This window comes from Paenibacillus sp. P46E (genome assembly GCF_001909095.1).
In the GTDB taxonomy this organism is placed as follows: Bacteria; Bacillota; Bacilli; order Paenibacillales; family Paenibacillaceae; genus Paenibacillus_AQ; species Paenibacillus_AQ helianthi.
The window spans coordinates 1-18,360 of sequence record NZ_LVYZ01000071.1 but is presented as its reverse complement, the minus strand read 5'-3'; the positions used below and the strand labels follow the sequence as shown (position 1 = coordinate 18,360).

The window sequence follows — 18,360 nt, the reverse complement described above, 5'->3', positions numbered from 1 at the left end:
TGATGATGAAATGGTTCAACAACATGAAGTTAGGTACCAAGCTGATCTCTTCGTTTATTATTGTTGCTATTATGGCTGGTGTTGTAGGGGTTGTGGGTATAGTTAACCTGAAACGGATCGACCGCAATTATACGGATTTGTATGTGAATTACGGCATAGGTGTGGGGAATATAGGAAAGTCGGGCATTGAATTTCATAAGATCCGGGCCCTCACCCGGGATGCGCTTATTAATCATACCTCTCTGAATAAATCAGAGACTATTCAAAAAATCAAGGCACTGGACACACAGCTCACTACCACGCTTGAAGAATTTGGAGTGAGTATCCAATCCAAGGAGACCCGTGATATCTTCAATAATTTAAAGGGGGTTATTACGGAGTATGACTCGGTGCGCGACAAGGCCATTGAAATCTCTGAAACCTCTGGTAGGGAAGAAGCACTAACTTATTTTTATAAAGAAACCTCAGGCATCGCTGCCCAGGCTAATGAATATATCGATGACCTGTTTGCGAGCAAAGAGACGAACGGCAAGAAAAAATCGGATGAGTACTCCGACGGGGCTGCCCGGACCATCCTGGTGCTAATGATCATTGTAGCCGGGGCAATGGGGTTGGCTGTGCTCCTGGGTATTTTCATATCCCGCATGATCAGTAAACCTGTGATCAACCTGGTGTATGCTGCGGACCGGATTGCAGACGGTGATTTGAATGTGGAGATTCGGAATGAGGCTGCTGATGAAATTGGCAAGCTGTCCAAATCCTTCCGTCGTATGTCATGCACTCTCAATGAGGTAATGAGCAGTATTCAGGGGGCGTCCGAGCAGGTGGCTTCCGGTTCAAAACAAATGTCAGAATCCAGCATGGCGCTTTCGCAAGGCGCAACAGAGCAGGCCAGCTCTATTGAAGAATTGACTGCGTCCATAGAAGAAATTGCCGCTCAGACTTCACGGAACGCCCATAGTGCAGAGCAGGCAAATAGGCTGGCCCAAGGAGCTATGAACAACGCCGTGCAGGGTAATTCGCAAATGCAGGATATGCTGGTGGCCATGGAGCAGATCAATGATGCCTCGGACAGTATTTCCAAAATTATTAAAGTTATTGACGAAATTGCCTTTCAGACGAACATCCTTGCACTGAATGCTGCAGTGGAAGCGGCTAGAGCAGGCCAGCATGGCAAGGGCTTTGCGGTTGTGGCCGAAGAGGTACGCAATCTGGCAGCACGTTCTGCAGGTGCAGCTAAAGAAACTACAGCTATGATCGAGAGCTCCATGAAAAAGGTGGAGGGAGGCACCAAAATCGCCGCCGCGACGGCCTCCGCATTGGAACAGATTGTTGGTGATGTCTCCAAGGTCGCAGAGATTATCTCGGAGATTACAGCGGCTTCCACAGAACAGGCCGCAGGGATCAGCCAGATTAATCAAGGAGTGATTCAGCTCTCGCAGGTGGTTCAGAACAACTCGGCCACATCAGAGGAGACTGCGGCAGCCAGTGAAGAGCTGGCAGGGCAGGCGGAGCTGATGCGTGAGCAGGTAACAAGGTTCAAACTGAAGCAGCAGCCCCAGAACACTTTTGCGGGTATGGAGGATTTGAACCCTGAAGTGCTGCGGATGCTGGAGCAGATGTCGAGAAACAAGCAGGCCGGCCCCAAAGCGCCGGCGTCTTCATGGGTGAAAGACAGTTCGCCAGCGGCTCCCGTTACGATTGCCCTCAGCGATAACGAATTCGGCAAATACAGCCTATGATTCCTATGACAGACCGCGAATTTGCCGAGCTGGCGGAGTTTATTAAGGCCCGTGCCGGCATTCACCTCAAAGCGGAGAAACGGGCGATGATGGCGGGCAGACTTCAACAAATGTTGCATGATAAGGGAATGACCAGCTTCAGTGAATATTACAGCTTTTTGCGCACTGGAGGGAGCGCCGCCGAGGTTGCATTGCTTGTGGACAAGATCAGTACCAATCATACTTTTTTTATGCGGGAGAGCGAGCACTTTTCCTATTTCCAGCACCATGTCCTTCCTGAACTGATGAGGCGGAAAGGTGAACGTGATTTGCGGGTATGGAGTGCCGGCTGCTCCAGCGGAGAAGAGCCGTACACGCTGTCCATGATCATCGATGAAGCTGTCGGCGGAGACAGGAGCGGCTGGGATACAAAGCTGCTTGCTACAGATATCAGCAGTGCTGTGCTGGAAACGGCGCGCAGAGGAAGCTATGGGGCAGGCGCCATGAAGGATCTGCCCGATAGCTGGCGGAAAAAGTATTTTGAACCTTTGACAGAAGGCGGGTATTCCGTGAAGCCGCATCTGCGGAGCCAGGTGCTGTTCCGCAGATTTAATCTCATGGAGGAGCGGTTTCCGTTTACCAGGCGGTTTCATGCTATATTTTGCCGTAACGTTATGATTTATTTCGACCATGCCACCCGCTATAAGCTGGTACGGCAATTCTATGATTGGACTGAACCCGGAGGCTATCTCTTCATTGGCCATTCCGAGTCACTCGACCGCGGGCTTACAGATTACCGTTATATCATGCCTGCAGTCTACCGCAAATAACAGCCAGGCTGTAGGGAAGGATAGATGTTCTTATGAGGAATACCCGAAGCATACGGGTATTGGTAGTGGATGATTCTGTGTTGTTCCGGGAAGTGATTTCCCGGGGGATCACTACCGATCCGCGTATAGAAGTGGCGGGGAAGGCGGGGGATCCTTTTGAAGCGAGGGATGAACTGCTGCGTTTGCGGCCGGATGTGATGATCTGCGATGTGCAGATGCCGAAGATGAACGGCATTGAGTTCATCCGCCGGCTGCTGCCGCAATATGTGATTCCGGTTATCGTCGTCAGCGGTGTGACGGAAGCGGTGTTTGAGGCGTTAAGCGCCGGAGCCGTTGACTTTGAAGCAAAGCCGGATATGAATTCACCGGGCAGTGTGCAGTATTTCCTGGAGCAATTGATCATTAAGATCAAGAATGCTGCCCAAGCGAAGATTCTGGCACCGGCGCAGCCTGCCCTTCCTGGCGGAGCGGGGTATTGGTCCCGTGCCGGAATGGATGGCCCTGGCCGTTCCCTCAAGGAGCAGCTGATTGTTATTGGTGCTTCTACCGGCGGGACAGAGGCGATTGCAAGTGTACTTAATGTACTGCCGCCGGATATGCCGGGAATTGTAATCGTACAGCATATCCCGCCTGTGTTCTCACGCATGTTCTCCGACCGGTTGAATCTCAGCTCGGCTCTCACAGTCAAAGAGGCCGAGGATGGTGATCTCGTTGCTCCAGGCAAGGTTCTGGTGGCTCCCGGAGACAAGCAGGTTGGACTGCGGCGGATTGGCGGACAGTATCGGCTGGAGTGTGCGGCCGGAGCGAAAGTGAATGGGCATTGCCCATCCGTAGATGTGCTCTTTGAGTCGGCGGCAAAAGCGGCTGGCGCACAGGCTATCGGCATTCTGCTGACCGGGATGGGCTATGACGGGGCGAAGGGGCTCCTGGCCTTGCGCCGCAAGGGTGCACGTACGATCGGGCAGGACGAAGCCTCATCTGTAGTCTACGGCATGCCGAAAGCAGCTTACGAGCTGGGTGCTGTGGAGAAGCAGGCTGCACTCTCTGCAATTCCCCGGCTGCTGTTATCCATGCTGCAATAGAGCTTTTCCTTTTCCTCGAAGTGTCCAACCCATTGTGCCAACCCAATGCCGCTGTGCTGTGCGGGATCTTCCGCATAAGACCAGCGGCTGGTTGCTGTCCAGCGGGCGCAGGCCCTTGCTTTTATTGTAATAGGAACGTATGATCGTATATATACGTATAGGTTCTTCTATTCGTCTTCAAGGGTACATAGACCGGTTGCTACTCCCCCGGAGAGGATGGTCAGGATGGAATGAAAAAAGGTTTCCTTGGAGATCAGGAGGCCGCCTGCGCCAATAATCAGCATATCTGTCAGAAAAATGATGACCCCCACATTAAGTGGAATGTAGCGCTTCATGAACTTGGCCAGCAGATCGGTACCGCCTGTGCTCGCATTGAAGCGCAGCATAAGCCCAAGGCCGCTGCCCATCAGGAACCCGCCGATAATCGCGCTGGAGATCGAACCAAGCTCCACATAATACAGAAAGTAGTATTGAAGCGGTCCCAGAAGCTCGATCAGAAAGGAGGAAACCATAAGCCCCAGCACACTGCTGTAAAAAATATCCCGTTCTTTGATCCAGGCAAGCAAAAAGACCGGGAGACTGCAAAAGACGATGGCAAGTCCGATTTTTGCTCCGGAAATATAATTAATAATGAGGGCGATGCCGATAATTCCCCCATCAAGTATTTTGTAGGGAACAAGAAAGAAGTTCGTGCCTGCGGCAATCAGCAAGCTGGACAGCAGGATAATGGCATATTTTAGTAAATATCGCATATTCAACATCTCCAGATTTTAAGGCATGTCTTCAGGGAGAACATGTCTTAATGAATATGCGTATACATGGAAAAAAATAGCTGAAAGCAAAAAATCCTGCTTGCGCAGGATAACCAGTCTGGAATCTTAGGCGTGAACGGGTTCCCGCTTCTTGAGTTCGAGCGGGGGAGGGACCAGCCAGCCTTTCTCTTTGTTGAGCTTCAGCAGAGCCAAGCCCAAAGCAGCCATTTGAGCATGAATCTTCATGAACATCATGCCGATATCTTCGCGGATGGACATGCCCATGATTTGGCTGCATACGACGAGACTCAGTGAGACACCGCTTGAAAGGGTTGCCGCAATTTCCTGATCGGAGAACCGGGCTCCAGCCGGAATATCCTCCAGCTTGACAGAGGGGCGGTCCGGCAGAGACGGGGGAGGTGTAAACCCGTTGCTCTTCAGCAGCTTGTCACAGTCTTTGATTTCATGCTGCGCCTGATCCATGAGGTCATCAATGATTTTTTTCAGATCCTGGTCCCCGGCATGGTAATGATAAGCCTGATATGTGGACATGGCCATTTTGGCTGCAGCCGAGAACGTCCAGAGATTGAAAATTTCGCCGTAGTGCAAAGGTTCGTCTTTAGGATTGCCGTTAAGAACTCCCATAATTACATACCCCTCTACAATAAGATTATGAACGTAATTTAGCATGTCCGGCGGAAGAGGTTTTATTCGGGTGACGAAGCCTTATGACAAGCATACTTGAAATTTACACGCAAGGCAGGAGTGATACGAATGAGCTTTATCTATAAAGTGCTGGTGAGTGATATGGAGCTGCTGGCTGCCGCGCTGTCGGAGGTCAATGTAACTGTAGCAGTAAAAAGCGGAGCGGGGATTGTAGAGCCCGGGGGACCCATTAGAGCCTATACGCCCCACTCCGTCCGAATCCGGGGATTGTCCTACAACCGGGACCTGCATGAATTCCGGGTCAGCGGGGAGGGGCGCTAGTACTGCTTCCTAATCTTTGGCGCATTCTTCGCCTCTTCTGGCTGAGCAGGAATATTCCATGACGCGGAGTTTAGCGGGAATACCGTTTGCGGAAGCGCAGTGGTGAAATGCCAACTTTGTGGGCGAAACGCCGCGAGAAATAGGCCGTACTCTCAAACCCGGTGCGTTCGGCAATACCGGCGATGGGAATCTCCGTCTTAAGCAGCAGCAATTTGGCTTGCTCCAGACGGTAATCTGTTAAATATTCCATGGGAGTCAGCCCGTAGACCTTCTTCATGCAGCGGGCCAGATAGTTATAGTGAAAATGCAGTGCATCCGCCAGGCTGACATTGGTCAGCGGCTCTGAATAGTGATTGCGCAAATAGGTTTCGGTCAGCTCGGCAATCTCTGCGGCAGGGCTTCCTCCGGTATCCTGCTGCGCGAGATCCAGCATCCTCAGCATATCCTCGAAGATCCGCTGCTGCTGCCATACCGCGCTGGAACGTCTTCCACGGTTCAGCTGCAGCAGCAGCTCGGCCTGGCCGCTCCGCTCCAAGGGATCAGGCAGCGGGCTGAACTGTGGCACACGGATGGTATAGGGGTGGGTGAGGAACTGCTGGAAGTGATGTTCCCGATTGGCATATACCGGTTCACCTTCGGCCTCAATCCATTCACCTACGGTGTGAAAATGCAGCCATACAAAGGAGGTTGTCTCTTCACAGGGCTTGACCGAATAATGGTAGCGGTCGGGCAGCAGGAGAAGGGTATGACCAGCCGGTACCGCCCACTGCTTATCTTCTTCCCCAATGAACAGACAGCCCTGTTCAACGAGCAACAGATCGAATTTACCCATGCGGCTGCGGCTGGGATGCTGATCCCCAGGCTGATACAAGGTACGGCCTCCTTCCAGAAAATACGGAAAGGGTGGTGCCGCCAGATGGATATAGGATGGATTGTGTGCCATTTTCCGCTCCTTAATAATTGGTTATTGGTTGGATGCGCTGCAAAGATCTCAGTGTGAAATAGTACAAAAACAGCGTTGCTTCTGATCCTGTTTTTTATTTATTTTACCGTCTATAATGGCAATTAGCGAGAAGAAAATAGATATAGAGGAGATGTGGAAAATGAACAAAATAACAGAGATCCATCAAGCGGCGTGCCAACCGTCCGTAACCATTCAGGATGAATTCTGGGGACGCTACATCCGTCTGATTCAGGATGTGGTCATTCCCTATCAATATGAAGCACTGCATGACCGTGTGCCGGATGCGGAGCCGAGCCATGCGATTGCCAACTTCGAAATTGCCGCCGGGAGAAAAGAAGGGCAGTTTCACGGCTGGGTATTCCAGGATAGCGATGCCGCCAAGTGGCTGGAGGCGGTAGGGTACTCGCTCCTTCTGAAGCGTGACCCCGAACTGGAGTCCCGGGCTGACGCGGTCATTGACCTGATCGCCGAAGCGCAGCAGCCGGATGGCTATCTGAATACCTATTTTACCATTAAGGAACCCGGCAAACGCTGGACCAACCTGCAGGACTGCCATGAGCTGTACTGTGCAGGCCATTTTATTGAAGCTGCGGTTTCTTATTATGAAGCAACGGGAAAAGACAAGCTGCTGAATATTATGCGCCGGATGGTCGACCACATCGATTCCATATTTGGACCGGAGGAAGGCAAGCTGAAGGGCTACGACGGACATCAGGAAATCGAGCTTGCTCTGGTGAAGCTGTATCGGTTGACAGGCGAGGAGAAATATCTGAAGCTAAGCAGCTTTTTCATTGATCAGAGAGGCCAGGAGCCGAATTTCCTGCGGCAGGAATGGGAAGCCCGTAACCGGGTTACGCATTGGAGCGGAACACAGACAGACAGCATGGACCCTGCCTACAATCAAGCCCATCTCCCGGTGAGGGAGCAGAGCGAGGCGGTGGGGCATGCCGTCCGGGCGGTTTACATGTATACGGCGATGGCAGATCTGGCGGCGATCACAGGAGATGAAGCCTTACGTGATGCTTGCGTCAGATTATGGGACAACATGACGGGCAAGCAGATGTATATTACCGGAGGCATCGGTTCCACACATCAGGGTGAGGCCTTCACCTTCGACTACGACCTGCCTAATGACACGATTTATGCAGAGACCTGCGCTTCAATTGGACTGATCTTTTTTGCCCGGCGGATGCTGGAACTGGAACCGGATGCGCGCTATGCGGATGTGATGGAGCGGGCGCTCTATAATAACGTTCTTGGCTCTATGGCACAGGACGGCAAACACTATTTCTATGTGAATCCGCTTGAGGTATGGCCTCAGGCCTGTACCTGCAATCCGGATAAGCACCATGTGAAATCCGAGCGCCAGGGCTGGTTCGGGTGTGCCTGCTGCCCTCCGAATGTGGCCCGGCTGTTGACCTCGCTGAATCAGTATATCTATACGGTCCATGGCGACACGCTGTATACCAACTTGTACATTGGCAGTGAAATGAAGACAACACTGGGCGGGACAGAAGTATGGGTCAGTCAGCAGAGCAGCTACCCGTGGGAAGGAACAGTCACGCTGGAAGTGAACCCTGCTCAGCCGGGAGAGTTCGGCATCGCTCTGCGGATTCCTTCCTGGAGCAGCGGCATGGAGATCCGGGTGTGCGGCGAGAAGCTGAGTACGGGTGAGAATATGACACAGGGATACTGCGTAATCCACAGAGTCTGGAACGCCGGAGATATCATCGAACTGAAGCTGCCTATGGAAGCGCACCGGGTGTATGCCCATCCTGAGCTGCGTGCAGATGCCGGGAAGACAGCCATCCAGCGGGGCCCGCTGGTCTATTGCCTGGAGGAGGCCGATAACGGCGCGCCGCTGAGCTCGATTGCGATAGATGAAGCAATTTCGTTCACGGAGCACTTTGAAGATTCGCTCTTGGGCGGTGCAGTAGTGGTAAAAGGCAAAGGCAGCCGGATAGAGCAGGCAGGCTGGAGCGGAGGCTTATACAGCAAAGCGAAGGCACCTGTGACAGCCGCAGAGATCACAGCCATTCCCTATTACCTGTGGGGCAACCGCGGCAGCGGTGAGATGAAGGTATGGATCCCGGAGAGCAAGGCGTAGACTGCTTGGGCATATCCTGAACCGTGTGCAATCAAGAATGAGAGGAACAAAAGCCACCCGTACCGCTACTGCAGCGTCAACGGGTGGCTTTTAAATTTGTGGCAAAGTTGTTGTAGGCAGGAGAGATTAACATATATATAGACAGTGGCTGTGGAATGACAAGGATTCTAGCCTCAGGTTCGATATAATCGAGGAGGAAGTGGATAATGGAATTATCGAATTCACAGAGGCGGTTGTACAAAGCGACATATGCGCCGATACGCGCCAAAGAGATCGTTATTGGAAGGCCTGGAAAAGCAATGGCTAAGACCGCGTATGTAGGAGCATTAGCCGTTCGCCCATCCGAGTTGCCGGAGTTGCGGCGGCATCTGTCAAGAGATGAGAGCGGAGAGCTGAAAGAAGCACTGGGCATTATCGAAAATACGGTCCGGGACACTTCGGCTAACGCAACCTACCGGTACAGCACGGAATTGGCATCCGTCTCTGTCGAAGCTCTCGTTCGGATCGGTCAAGCGCTCGCGGAAATTCGTGAGATGAAGGCGTCGTCTCTTGCGATAACGATTTCTGACTTGCGGGAACAATACCGTAATTGGGTGAGCCAAGGTCCACAGCGAGTTGCCCAACAGGTTGCTCAGGTGGACATCGCTGTCTCTCCCCCAGCCCCAACCTCTTCGTCAGAAGCGGTCTCGGCGGAAGGAAGGGACGTAAGCGGCAAGCCCACGAGAATGACTCAACAGCGTACCGTCGGGAAAACATCAAGCCAGCTATTTGTATACGCCGAACAGATTCAGCAGGAAATGGGGAATCTGACATCTGCAGAGGTATCCATTCGGCCTCCGGTGGAATCTATCGAAGATGCGATTGCTTGGGCTGCTGAACATCAGCCTGCTGTGTATGCTGTTTTAAAGCAGCATTCGATGGAGCATGCCTCCGCTCCGTTAGCGTACTCCAACTCTGATCCGACGCTTGTCATCGCTCACGTCATTCCTAAACTCACCGAAGCCAGCAGTTATACCCGTGCTGCTGTTAGCTCCTTCCAAGCGCAGAGTGCAATTGAACCTGTCGGCCGATTGCATTTAGAAAGGCTGGAGATGACCCCGGTAGGAATAGAAAGAGGAGAGTTGGTATCTTCCATTCCACTTACGCCCAAAGAAACAGTCAACATCACCCATCGGGAGTGGTCGGTCAGCAGCAGGGAGTTTGAATCGATCGTTCAAGACTACTTTGAGGATTATAGCGAGGAAGGCGTTACGGATAAGACGGATATTGCCCAATCTACAGAAAATCAGACGAAGCATGCCAGCGCACTCAGCTTCGGAGCTGCTGCCACCGCTAGTTATCTTGGTGTGACACTGAGCTCAACCTTCGGATACGACGCCAATTCCTCTGACGATCAAGCTCAGAAGGATAGCCGCAATCACTCTATTAGCACTACTCGTAAATCTTCTGCGCGGGTACGGAAGGATCATAAGACTAGCTTCCGCGTCTCCTCAGCGTCCGGGACCGAGGACCAGGCCGTGCGTATCATTACCAATCCCAGCGAAACAGAAGCAATGCGCGTAGACTATTACCAGATCATGCGCAAGTGGCGCGTCGACTTATACCGGTACGGGCTAAGAATGACTTACGATATCGTCATTCCAAGTCCCGGTGCAGACCTGATGCGGAAATTCAAGGATCTTGCCAATATCGATGAGCAGATGAGCAAACCGTTTGAGTTTCAGCTCAAGGTGAGCGATGTCACTCGGTATAACTGGCAGCAGCTGTCAGCTACCTATCAGGTAGCCGTTGATGCTCCGCCGATCGCTACAAAATCTCTGATGGCTAGCGCATCGGTTCAGAAGACGGCAGCTGATAAAGAGAAACTCTTCGTTAACTCCATCGAACTCGATATTGAAGCTAACTACGTGCTTTCCAGTGGCTATGTTTGGGTCAATTACTTCCATTTTGATGTGGGGGATGATGATTTTGACTTGGTCTTCGAAGTGCTTTTTGACGGGACCTCGATGGTCAAAAACCAATTATTTGACGACTATTATTCATCTGCTATGCAGAACATCCTGCTGGGTCGCAGTGGTCGGTTGACGATTCCTTATCTCCATAAAGGCGTTTCGGCCGCCAGTATTAACGTGACATATACGGTGACTTTACGCGATGAGCTGTACCAGGATTGGCAGTCCAAAGCTTGGAGAGCGCTTCGCTCAGGTGCGGAAGCTATTCATCAGCAAAATTGGGAATCTCTTCGCGAGCGCAGAGCCTCATTAATCTCGGACCTGGCCCCCTTTGATGCCCTAACGTTACGCCGGATGGAGCTTGAGGAAATAATGAAGGGCACGATGCGGTGGCTGTTCGGACCTTCCTTTAACGTTACGCCGAGTGACATCCAGTCTATCATTCAGAAGATGGCAAGCAATGATCCGCTGAATAACGACGCTCTTGATCCTTCTTCGTTAACCAATCAGCAGTGGAAGCGGATGATGGAATTCGGCGAGTTCATTAAGTATGTGCACGAAGCAATTGAGTGGGAAAATGTACTGTACTTCACCTATCCTTATTTTTGGGATACCCCCCAGAATTGGACCGTCAAGCAGTTGTTGGAGCACCCTGATTCTCTCCATCGCACATTCTTACGTGCAGGCAGCGCCCGTGTCGTCCTGACGATCCGCCCAGGGTTTGAGAGAAGCTTCTCGGAGCTGGTGGAATCAGGTTCGTTCGGTCAACTTCCAGGCGACCATCCGTATATTACCATTGCTGAGGAAATTCAGAAATATGCCAAAACGAATTATCCGGGCATTCCTCCCGCTAATCCGGCTCATCCTCCAAAGGAGGAAGAAGTGAACAAGGCCGAGCAGGGAAAGCTTTGCGCCACTTGGTGGGAATATACGCCGACTAGCGCCCTTGACGTCTCGATTAATACGCCTTTGACGGACATGGCCTAAGGAGACTCGTATGAATAAAAACAACGTATGCGGCATTGGCCAACGCTGCCATGTCAATGGCAAGGGGATCACGCGCTTCGGTACGCAATTTCCGCAGCAAATGGTTCGGAAGCTCGCTACTTCTTCTGTGCTGTTGGTCGAGGTGGATCCCGGGAATCCGATCAAACAGGTTGCCAGCGGCACGCTTATTGCTGAAAATGTCGTGCTTTGCGCCAGTCATACCTTAGGAAGTATGTTACTAAAAAAGACTGAAGTACACCTCTTTTATGAGTGCACCGATGGGTCGGCTGGAGCAGCTCCATATAAACCGGAGAAAGGCGAACAATGGCGTACTTGCAATTTGGCAGCTGATGCCCCCCAGGCGAAAGTTGTCAAGGAGATCGAAAGTGGTATGAAGGACGATCTGGATTACTCCCTCATCGTGATCGAATGGAAAAATACGCTGAATCTCTATGGACAGGATATGGTAATTGATTTACCGCGCCCTCCCGTCATCCCTAAACCCAGTCCGCAGTTAAGTGCGGAATTAATCTCGCTCGGACATTATATGTATGATGTTACAACTCCTAAATGCGAGCCCACACAAGCGACGGTAGGGAAGTTGCTTAAAGAACACGGTCCATATTATTTCACATTGAAGGGTACGGAATATAATTATGCCTCTTTCGCCCCTGAGCTTAGCGGGTTTTCAGGCGGAGGAATATTTAACAAATATGGCGATATCGTCGGGGTATACTCGGGGAGACTTTCTGATGTTAATGCGAAGATGCTGAGTCTCGAAGGGAGTACTTCTTTTCTCGACCTGGGTCAGTGCGCAAAAAAGCTTCCTGAATCACGCTTAGCCGATTGGTTCAACAATCCTTCCAAACCGCCAAGTCAGACACTGCTTCGTAAAGGCGACTCTAATCAGTCCGCTGCTTTCAGACAGTATACTATCGGAGAAAGCTGATTCTTTTAAGATAAGTTGAGCGGGGCTCCTCCTTTTACAAGGAGAAGCCCCGCTATTTTTTACTTAATATTAACGAACTGTAATATGCACCGGAAGCGGTTTAGCCCAGTTCTACAACCACGTGATGCACAGCGCCGTCGCCGACAGGAGCGATTACGTTGCCTTCAACAGCAGCGCCGTCGAGGGTGAGGCTGGCTACACCTTTGGAGACGTGGTTCGGGTTCTTGATCTGAATTACATAAGTATCTCCACGGAAGACGCGGGTGATTTCGAAGCCGTCCCACTCAGCAGGGATACAAGGATCTACTTTCAGACCGGTGAAATCAGCCTGGATACCGAGAATGGACTGTGTGATCGCTACATAGTTCCATGCAGCAGTACCTGTCAGCCAGGAGTTTTTAGCTTCACCGTGACGTACGGCATCTTTACCGGCGATCATCTGCGAGTACACGTAAGGTTCCATACGATGAACTTCGCTGATATCTTCCAGGTAAGCCGGGGCGATTTTCTTATAGATATCGAACGCTCTGTCGCCATGGCCCAGCACGGTTTCAGCAATCATGATCCAAGGGTTGTTGTGGCAGAAAATACCGGCATTTTCTTTGTAGCCCGGAGGGTACGTAGAAATTTCACCCAGGTTCAGATAGTACTTGGAGTACGGAGGCTGCTGCAATACGATACCGTAATCCGTATCCAGACGTTCCTGAACGGAAGTCAGCGCTTTGGCAGCTTGACCATTCTCAACGCCGATACCCGCCATTACGCACATACCCTGCGGCTCGATGAAGATTTGGCCTTCTTCGTTCTCCTTGCTGCCGATCTTGTCGCCGTAATGGTCATATGCACGCAGGAACCAGTCGCCGTCGAAGCCGTGGGATAGTGTGATAGCGCTCATATTCTCGATCTTCGCAACCGCGTCTGCAGCTACATCATCCAGTCCGCGCATGCGGCAGATTTCGGCATAGTCCGGTCCAACGAAGACGAACAGACCTGCGATAAACACGGATTCCGCTACGCCGCCTGCGATATTCTCAGTCGTCTGGAACGATTCGCCCGGCTCGGTGGAGAAGCAGTTCAGGTTCAGACAGTCATTCCAGTCCGCGCGTCCGATCAGCGGCAGGCCGTGAGGTCCGAGGTTGTTGGTTACGTGCTCGAAGGACAGCTTCAAGTGTTCAAACAGGGTAGCTGTGTGATCTGGATTGCTGTCAAAAGGAACCTGCTCATCAAGGATCGAGTAGTCGCCGGTTTCCTTGATATAGGCAGCCGTTCCCGAGATCAGCCATAGCGGATCATCGTTGAAGCCGGAGCCGACTTCGTTGTTGCCCTTCTTAGTGAGCGGCTGGTACTGGTGGTACGCACTGCCGTCAGGGAACTGGGTAGCAGCGATATCAAGAATACGTTCTCTGGCGCGCTCTGGAATCTGGTGAACGAAGCCGAGCAAGTCCTGATTGGAGTCGCGGAAGCCCATACCGCGGCCAATCCCGGATTCGAAGTAGGAAGCGGAACGGGACATGTTGAAGGTAACCATACATTGATATGGATTCCAAATATTAACCATACGGTTAAGCTTGTCGTCGCTGCTCTGAATCTGATATTTGGACAGCAGATTATCCCAGTGTGCAGCCAGAACAGCCAGGGCAGCATCCACTTGAGCATCTGTAGCGAATTGCTCGATTACAGCCAGTGCCGGTTTCTTGTTGATGACATTCAGGGATTCCCATTTCTCATCTTCAGGGTTCTCGATGTAGCCGAGTACGAAGATGAAGCTTTGTTCTTCACCTGGTTCCAGCGTGATGTTCAGGGCATGGGAGCCGATCGGCGACCAGCCGCTGGCAACGGAGTTGGTAGCTTCACCGGCAGCAACTGCCTGCGGAGCGTCCAGACCGTTGTACATACCCACGAAGGACTCACGGTCGGTATCGAAGCCGGCGATTTCTTTATTTACAGAATAAAAAGCATAGTGGTTTCTGCGCTCACGATACTCGGTTTTGTGATAAATAACAGAATCCTTCACTTCAACTTCACCAGTGCTCAGGTTGCGCTGGAAGTTGGTCATATCATCATTGGCATTCCACAGACAGAATTCGGCAAAAGAGAACAGCTTCACTGTCTTTTTCGCGGAGCCGGTGTTCTTAACGACCAGACGATGTACTTCAGCATTGTGGCCCATTGGTACAAAAGCAAGCTGGTTCACGGAAATACCGTTACGTTCGCCTGTAATGGATGTGTAGCCCAGACCGTGGCGGCACTCATAGAAATCGAGGTCGCGTTTTACAGGCATCCAGCCCGGGGTCCAGAAATCACCGTCATCATACAGATAGTAGTAGCGTCCGCCTGTATCCAGCGGAATATTGTTATACCGGTAACGGGTAAGTCTTCTCATCCGCGCATCGCGGTAGAAGGTGTAACCACCGGCAGTATTAGAGATCAGGCCGAAAAATTGCTCGTTGCCGAGGTAATTGATCCATGGGTAAGGCGTTTTGGGAGTGTTGATTACATACTCTTTGCGATTGTCGTCAAAGGTTCCGAATTTCATTAGAGAAAACTCTCCTTTCAATTGTGAACGCGCGTTTACAAGACTGAGAAAAAATTCCCTCGGGGGAAAGGGAGTTTCTCGAAATATAGGCCGTTTCTGCTTGGGTAATTAATGATTGCCTTACTTCTTCGGCGGCTGGCAGGAATCTCTTTCGACCAGCCGCGCCGGGAAGCTGATGGTGCTGAAGGTCGGCTGGCGGGAATCGCACAGCTCGATTACTTTCTCGACTGCAGCCTTGGACATTTCGTAAATCGGCAGACGGACGGAGGTCAGCTTGGGATGAATGCGTGAGGCCATCTGCACATCATCGAAGCCGGCGATGGAGATATCCTCAGGTACAGAAACCCCATGTTCAGAGAACGCTTCCATCGCAGAGATAGCCATATCGTCGTTGGAGGAGAAGAAGGCGGTTGGCAGAGCTTCACCGGAAGCAAGCAGCTTCTTGACCTCTTCATAGGCGGTTTCTTTGAGAAAATCACCCTTCAGGACGAATCTCTCATTCAGCGCCAGTCCGTGCTTCTTCAGCGTATCCTCGTAGGCCATGTAGCGTTCCCGCCCGGAGTAGGTGTTCATGCGGCCGCAGATCATGCCGATTTCTTCATGGCCCAGGCTGATCAGGTACTCAATTGCTTCAACCGTACCCTCGTAGTCCTTGGAATTCACGATAGCCAGATGGTTGCGGTCGAGATGCTCTGACATAATCTCTGAAATGTCGTAATCGATCAGCACAAGCGGAAATTCAAGACTGACCATCTCACGCACGATATCAATATCCTTCTGGGTACCGACGATAATACCGCCGTCAATCCGTTTCTGCAGGAAAGCCTGCTTCACCTTCAGGAAATCGTCCGGAGAGTATACGGTGTGTATCAGCACATAACAGCCGCGGGCGTTCGAAGTGTCGACAACGGCATCAACGAAAGGCGCGAAGTAATTGTTCTGATAGATCCGGGTCGTGTTCTCTTTCTCATTCATGCTGATAGCGAAAAGCCCGATCGTGTCGGTCTTCTTGCCGGCCAGAGCCCGGGCGAAGCTGTTCGGCTCATACTGATGCTGCTCAATGACCTTCAGCACCTTCGCCCGGGTCTCCTCAGGGACGTTGGAATAGTTGTTGATCACGCGGGAAACCGTGCTTCGGGATACCCCGGCGAGCTTTGCTATATCTTCGCTGCGCATAGTGCCCCCCTTTACATAAACGCGCGTTTATGAACCCATTGTAAGATAAAATCCTGCAGAAATCAATTACCTGGATCAAGAAATTTACTACAGGAATGAAACTCTGATTTTTCATTTACATATTGTACCATTTAGGCTATATTGAGATTACACCGGATGGAAGCTTGAACCCTGCCTGAAGAGGCGGGGATATTTATGCGAAGTACGGCCTTTTCTTAGTGGCTGATCGGATAAATAGGAGGAGTGGTTCAATGCCAAACGCTATTTCATGGGTATTCACAGCATTTCTTGCAGTCTGGACGGCGGCGGCAGCCTACGCTGCAATCCGGCCTTACTCCTTTTGGCGGATTACCCAGGGCTGGAAAGCAGTGAAGGAGCCGCCTAGAGCCTACTTTGTAGTTTCTGCTATGGGTGCAGCCATTTTTGCAGCTGTTGGACTCGGGCTGTTACTGTTGCCGTATATTCTAAAATAAAAAAAGAGGTAGTTCCCGTGAAGAGAATGATGACTGTAGCTTGTGTAATTGCTGGGATCAGCGGATGGTTTGCTTTCTTACACAAGGACTCGATTAACATCGGAGAGAATGACAGTTGAGCAGCAGGCTAGAATTTCTCGGGCTTTTCAATTTTTATAGAGAGCCCAATGAGAAAGGTTTGTCGATCGGTCTTATGTTGGCATCACTGCTTTCATTACTCCCTTCTTGAAATGGCTGCCTCCACATGTCGGGCAAATCCTGTTTACCTGCTGCAAAATCATCATCTCTGTTAATAAATATCTTCATCATTACAGAAAAGGAAGCCGGAGTTTCATACACTCTCTTAATAATTATCCGTTATAGTAGAAGCAACACCTGTTGTATGCACTTGGCCTTGCCGGTTAGCGGCAGGGTCTTTTTTTGATATTACGCCAGAATGTATATGTCTTCATGCTATAATTGTCCGCTGCGCCGGTTGCCTTTACATCATATGGACTGGCGGGCAAACTGCTTCTGCAGTCGCTATCTTCGGCAAGGCGGAGCGTGTGCGTGACGGTACACGAGGTGGGTTCTATGGCCAAGATGAATTATGGTGTACTTCCATCAGAAGACAGTTTCGTGGAGCTTAAGGGGCAAACGAGACATGCTGAATAATATAGCGGATGACAAAAAAGGCGATAATCAAAGACGAAGCCAGACCGAGTAAAAGGGAGACGATGGCCTGATCGGAACGTTTGGATTTGGTCATAAATTTCACCTCAGGGGTTAAAGCCGTACGAAACGTTTTATGGTCCAGTAGGGGAGCTTGAGCCGTCCCTCATTCGTTATAATCTCCAAAACGTCGGCAGCCGGATTAATTTCACATTTTCCAGTATACGTTTCTCCGCTAACCAGATGGACACGTTGACACATGCTGGCAACAAGTGCAAGCTGGATGTCCTTTTTCTTCATATCTTTCACTTCCCTTACCGCTATCTCTAAAATACTATGTATTTATTATTAAACCTCCTTGGCAATCCTTAACAGTCATTAAAGTTACATCTTTGTTATTATTTAATTTTGCTGCCACCTGCTGAAGCCACATCCTTTGCCGGTAGGCCCAAGCGCATGGGGGGAATCTGCATATCCTAAGCTGTACTCTATTTTAAGGAGGAATTATATTATGGGTGAAAATGTTGGCGGATACGGTGCCTTTACTTCTACCGGTGCAATCCTGGTTCTGTTTATTTTGCTGGTAATCATCTCGAAGACCATTCTGCTGTAAGCCTCTACGCTGCATCACAGACCAAAGGGGCTGTCCCAAAAGTAGTTTTCTATGAGTAGAGACAAACCCTTCTCATTTTCAAAACCGTAAAAAGGTCAAAAGAGCAACATTTCTCCCGTCACTGGAGAAATGTTGCTCTTTGTTTTTGGTCATTTGCAGCTTGCTTCAAGAGATTGTGGGCAAGGCAAAGCCAACCGACCTCAAGCGTCACTTTTTCCATGCCGCGAAGCAGAAAGCGCCGGAAGCCCCGGTTATTTTTCAGTTGTCCAAATACACTTTCTGGTTCCGTCATTCGGCGTACGGCCAGGCCGTAACCTTCCTCACTTCGCAAGATCTCCCGAGCCTGCTTTTGGTAACGCAGTCGTTCCAAACTAACAACCACTTCCCGATCTCCGGCTGCCTTCGTGCAGCGTTCCTTCAGCGGACAGCCCTCGCAGCTCTGACTTCGGTAATGACGTTTGTAAATTTCATATCCACTCTGTGAGACTTCCTTGCTTTCTCTGCGGAAATGCAGCATTTTCCCGGCGAGGCACGTCCAGTTATCCTCAGCTGCATTGTATGTCCAGTTCTCGATTTTACC

Annotated in this window: 17 protein-coding genes; 9 read left to right on the top strand and 8 right to left on the bottom strand. The window is 50.9% G+C overall.

What is annotated here, in order from left to right; translation table 11 throughout:
• The first annotated feature begins 5 nt into the window (after positions 1-5).
• From A3849_RS26265 to A3849_RS26255, 3 genes are read left to right on the top strand one after another with little or no spacing between them, the layout of a single operon-like run.
• Entirely contained in the window at positions 6-1,742 is a 1,737-nt protein-coding gene (locus tag A3849_RS26265) for a methyl-accepting chemotaxis protein (RefSeq protein ID WP_074114042.1), read from the top strand.
• Positions 1,739-2,551, top strand: coding sequence for a CheR family methyltransferase (locus tag A3849_RS26260; RefSeq protein ID WP_074114041.1), 813 nt, complete (start codon positions 1,739-1,741; stop codon positions 2,549-2,551). Before A3849_RS26265 ends, A3849_RS26260 begins: the two co-directional genes overlap by 4 nt.
• 32 nt (positions 2,552-2,583) lie before the next feature.
• Positions 2,584-3,633, top strand: coding sequence for a protein-glutamate methylesterase/protein-glutamine glutaminase (locus A3849_RS26255; RefSeq protein WP_074114040.1), 1,050 nt, complete (start codon positions 2,584-2,586; stop codon positions 3,631-3,633).
• A gap of 167 nt (positions 3,634-3,800) precedes the next feature.
• Here A3849_RS26255 and A3849_RS26250 read toward each other — a convergent pair whose 3' ends face one another.
• Both A3849_RS26250 and A3849_RS26245 read right to left on the bottom strand, forming a co-directional pair.
• Positions 3,801-4,385: a YitT family protein gene (locus A3849_RS26250; RefSeq protein WP_178382804.1), complete on the bottom strand. Its 585-nt coding sequence runs from the start codon at positions 4,383-4,385 to the stop codon at positions 3,801-3,803.
• A 126-nt stretch (positions 4,386-4,511) separates the two neighbouring features.
• Positions 4,512-5,030: a DUF3231 family protein gene (locus A3849_RS26245; RefSeq protein WP_074114038.1), complete on the bottom strand. Its 519-nt coding sequence runs from the start codon at positions 5,028-5,030 to the stop codon at positions 4,512-4,514.
• A 129-nt stretch (positions 5,031-5,159) separates the two neighbouring features.
• On the opposite strand from A3849_RS26245, the gene A3849_RS26240 reads away from it, so the two are divergent.
• Complete coding sequence (locus A3849_RS26240; RefSeq protein ID WP_074114037.1) at positions 5,160-5,372, top strand: hypothetical protein; 213 nt, start codon at positions 5,160-5,162, stop codon at positions 5,370-5,372.
• Between the two features lie 70 nt (positions 5,373-5,442).
• Here the strand turns inward: A3849_RS26240 and A3849_RS26235 are convergent, their stop codons facing one another.
• A complete protein-coding gene (locus A3849_RS26235) occupies positions 5,443-6,315 on the bottom strand; it encodes a helix-turn-helix transcriptional regulator (protein WP_074114036.1) in 873 nt (290 codons plus the stop codon).
• 160 nt (positions 6,316-6,475) lie between these two features.
• Here A3849_RS26235 and A3849_RS26230 point away from each other — a divergent pair, with 160 nt between their 5' ends.
• The 3 genes from A3849_RS26230 to A3849_RS26220 all read left to right on the top strand — a co-directional run bounded on the left by A3849_RS26230 (position 6,476) and on the right by A3849_RS26220 (position 12,331).
• Positions 6,476-8,443, top strand: a complete 1,968-nt coding sequence (locus A3849_RS26230; protein ID WP_074114035.1) for a glycoside hydrolase family 127 protein — start codon at positions 6,476-6,478, stop codon at positions 8,441-8,443.
• Between the two features lie 206 nt (positions 8,444-8,649).
• Entirely contained in the window at positions 8,650-11,382 is a 2,733-nt protein-coding gene (locus A3849_RS26225; RefSeq protein WP_074114034.1) for a hypothetical protein, read from the top strand.
• Positions 11,383-11,392: 10 nt separating this feature from the next.
• On the top strand, positions 11,393-12,331 hold the full coding sequence (locus A3849_RS26220; protein ID WP_074114033.1) for a hypothetical protein: 939 nt from the start codon (positions 11,393-11,395) through the stop codon (positions 12,329-12,331).
• A gap of 100 nt (positions 12,332-12,431) precedes the next feature.
• Here A3849_RS26220 and A3849_RS26215 read toward each other — a convergent pair whose 3' ends face one another.
• Both A3849_RS26215 and A3849_RS26210 read right to left on the bottom strand, forming a co-directional pair.
• Positions 12,432-14,867, bottom strand: coding sequence for a glycoside hydrolase family 94 protein (locus tag A3849_RS26215; RefSeq protein WP_074114032.1), 2,436 nt, complete (start codon positions 14,865-14,867; stop codon positions 12,432-12,434).
• A gap of 120 nt (positions 14,868-14,987) precedes the next feature.
• Positions 14,988-16,043 (bottom strand): LacI family DNA-binding transcriptional regulator, encoded by a 1,056-nt coding sequence (locus A3849_RS26210; protein WP_074114031.1) that lies wholly within the window; start codon positions 16,041-16,043, stop codon positions 14,988-14,990.
• A gap of 251 nt (positions 16,044-16,294) precedes the next feature.
• On the opposite strand from A3849_RS26210, the gene A3849_RS26205 reads away from it, so the two are divergent.
• Positions 16,295-16,516: a DUF6199 family natural product biosynthesis protein gene (locus A3849_RS26205; protein ID WP_074088524.1), complete on the top strand. Its 222-nt coding sequence runs from the start codon at positions 16,295-16,297 to the stop codon at positions 16,514-16,516.
• A gap of 625 nt (positions 16,517-17,141) precedes the next feature.
• Here A3849_RS26205 and A3849_RS33720 read toward each other — a convergent pair.
• Positions 17,142-17,264: a hypothetical protein gene (locus tag A3849_RS33720; RefSeq protein WP_256700920.1), complete on the bottom strand. Its 123-nt coding sequence runs from the start codon at positions 17,262-17,264 to the stop codon at positions 17,142-17,144.
• A 17-nt stretch (positions 17,265-17,281) separates the two neighbouring features.
• Positions 17,282-17,467: a hypothetical protein gene (locus tag A3849_RS26200; RefSeq protein WP_074114030.1), complete on the bottom strand. Its 186-nt coding sequence runs from the start codon at positions 17,465-17,467 to the stop codon at positions 17,282-17,284.
• A 211-nt stretch (positions 17,468-17,678) separates the two neighbouring features.
• Here A3849_RS26200 and A3849_RS33385 point away from each other — a divergent pair, with 211 nt between their 5' ends.
• Positions 17,679-17,780: a YjcZ family sporulation protein gene (locus A3849_RS33385; protein WP_218619260.1), complete on the top strand. Its 102-nt coding sequence runs from the start codon at positions 17,679-17,681 to the stop codon at positions 17,778-17,780.
• Between the two features lie 118 nt (positions 17,781-17,898).
• On the opposite strand, the gene A3849_RS26195 is transcribed toward A3849_RS33385, so the two are convergent.
• Positions 17,899-18,360 (bottom strand): transposase (locus tag A3849_RS26195; RefSeq protein WP_178382803.1); only part of this gene is annotated, 462 nt, incomplete at its 5' end.

Coding starts and splice junctions, on each gene's coding strand:
- A3849_RS26265 (WP_074114042.1), top strand. CDS start 6: ATGAAATGGTTCAACAACATGAAGTTAGGTACCAAGCTGATCTCTTCG.
- A3849_RS26260 (WP_074114041.1), top strand. CDS start 1,739: ATGATTCCTATGACAGACCGCGAATTTGCCGAGCTGGCGGAGTTTATT.
- A3849_RS26255 (WP_074114040.1), top strand. CDS start 2,584: ATGAGGAATACCCGAAGCATACGGGTATTGGTAGTGGATGATTCTGTG.
- A3849_RS26250 (WP_178382804.1), bottom strand. CDS start 4,385: ATGCGATATTTACTAAAATATGCCATTATCCTGCTGTCCAGCTTGCTG.
- A3849_RS26245 (WP_074114038.1), bottom strand. CDS start 5,030: ATGGGAGTTCTTAACGGCAATCCTAAAGACGAACCTTTGCACTACGGC.
- A3849_RS26240 (WP_074114037.1), top strand. CDS start 5,160: ATGAGCTTTATCTATAAAGTGCTGGTGAGTGATATGGAGCTGCTGGCT.
- A3849_RS26235 (WP_074114036.1), bottom strand. CDS start 6,315: ATGGCACACAATCCATCCTATATCCATCTGGCGGCACCACCCTTTCCG.
- A3849_RS26230 (WP_074114035.1), top strand. CDS start 6,476: ATGAACAAAATAACAGAGATCCATCAAGCGGCGTGCCAACCGTCCGTA.
- A3849_RS26225 (WP_074114034.1), top strand. CDS start 8,650: ATGGAATTATCGAATTCACAGAGGCGGTTGTACAAAGCGACATATGCG.
- A3849_RS26220 (WP_074114033.1), top strand. CDS start 11,393: ATGAATAAAAACAACGTATGCGGCATTGGCCAACGCTGCCATGTCAAT.
- A3849_RS26215 (WP_074114032.1), bottom strand. CDS start 14,867: ATGAAATTCGGAACCTTTGACGACAATCGCAAAGAGTATGTAATCAAC.
- A3849_RS26210 (WP_074114031.1), bottom strand. CDS start 16,043: ATGCGCAGCGAAGATATAGCAAAGCTCGCCGGGGTATCCCGAAGCACG.
- A3849_RS26205 (WP_074088524.1), top strand. CDS start 16,295: ATGCCAAACGCTATTTCATGGGTATTCACAGCATTTCTTGCAGTCTGG.
- A3849_RS33720 (WP_256700920.1), bottom strand. CDS start 17,264: ATGACCAAATCCAAACGTTCCGATCAGGCCATCGTCTCCCTTTTACTC.
- A3849_RS26200 (WP_074114030.1), bottom strand. CDS start 17,467: ATGAAGAAAAAGGACATCCAGCTTGCACTTGTTGCCAGCATGTGTCAA.
- A3849_RS33385 (WP_218619260.1), top strand. CDS start 17,679: ATGGGTGAAAATGTTGGCGGATACGGTGCCTTTACTTCTACCGGTGCA.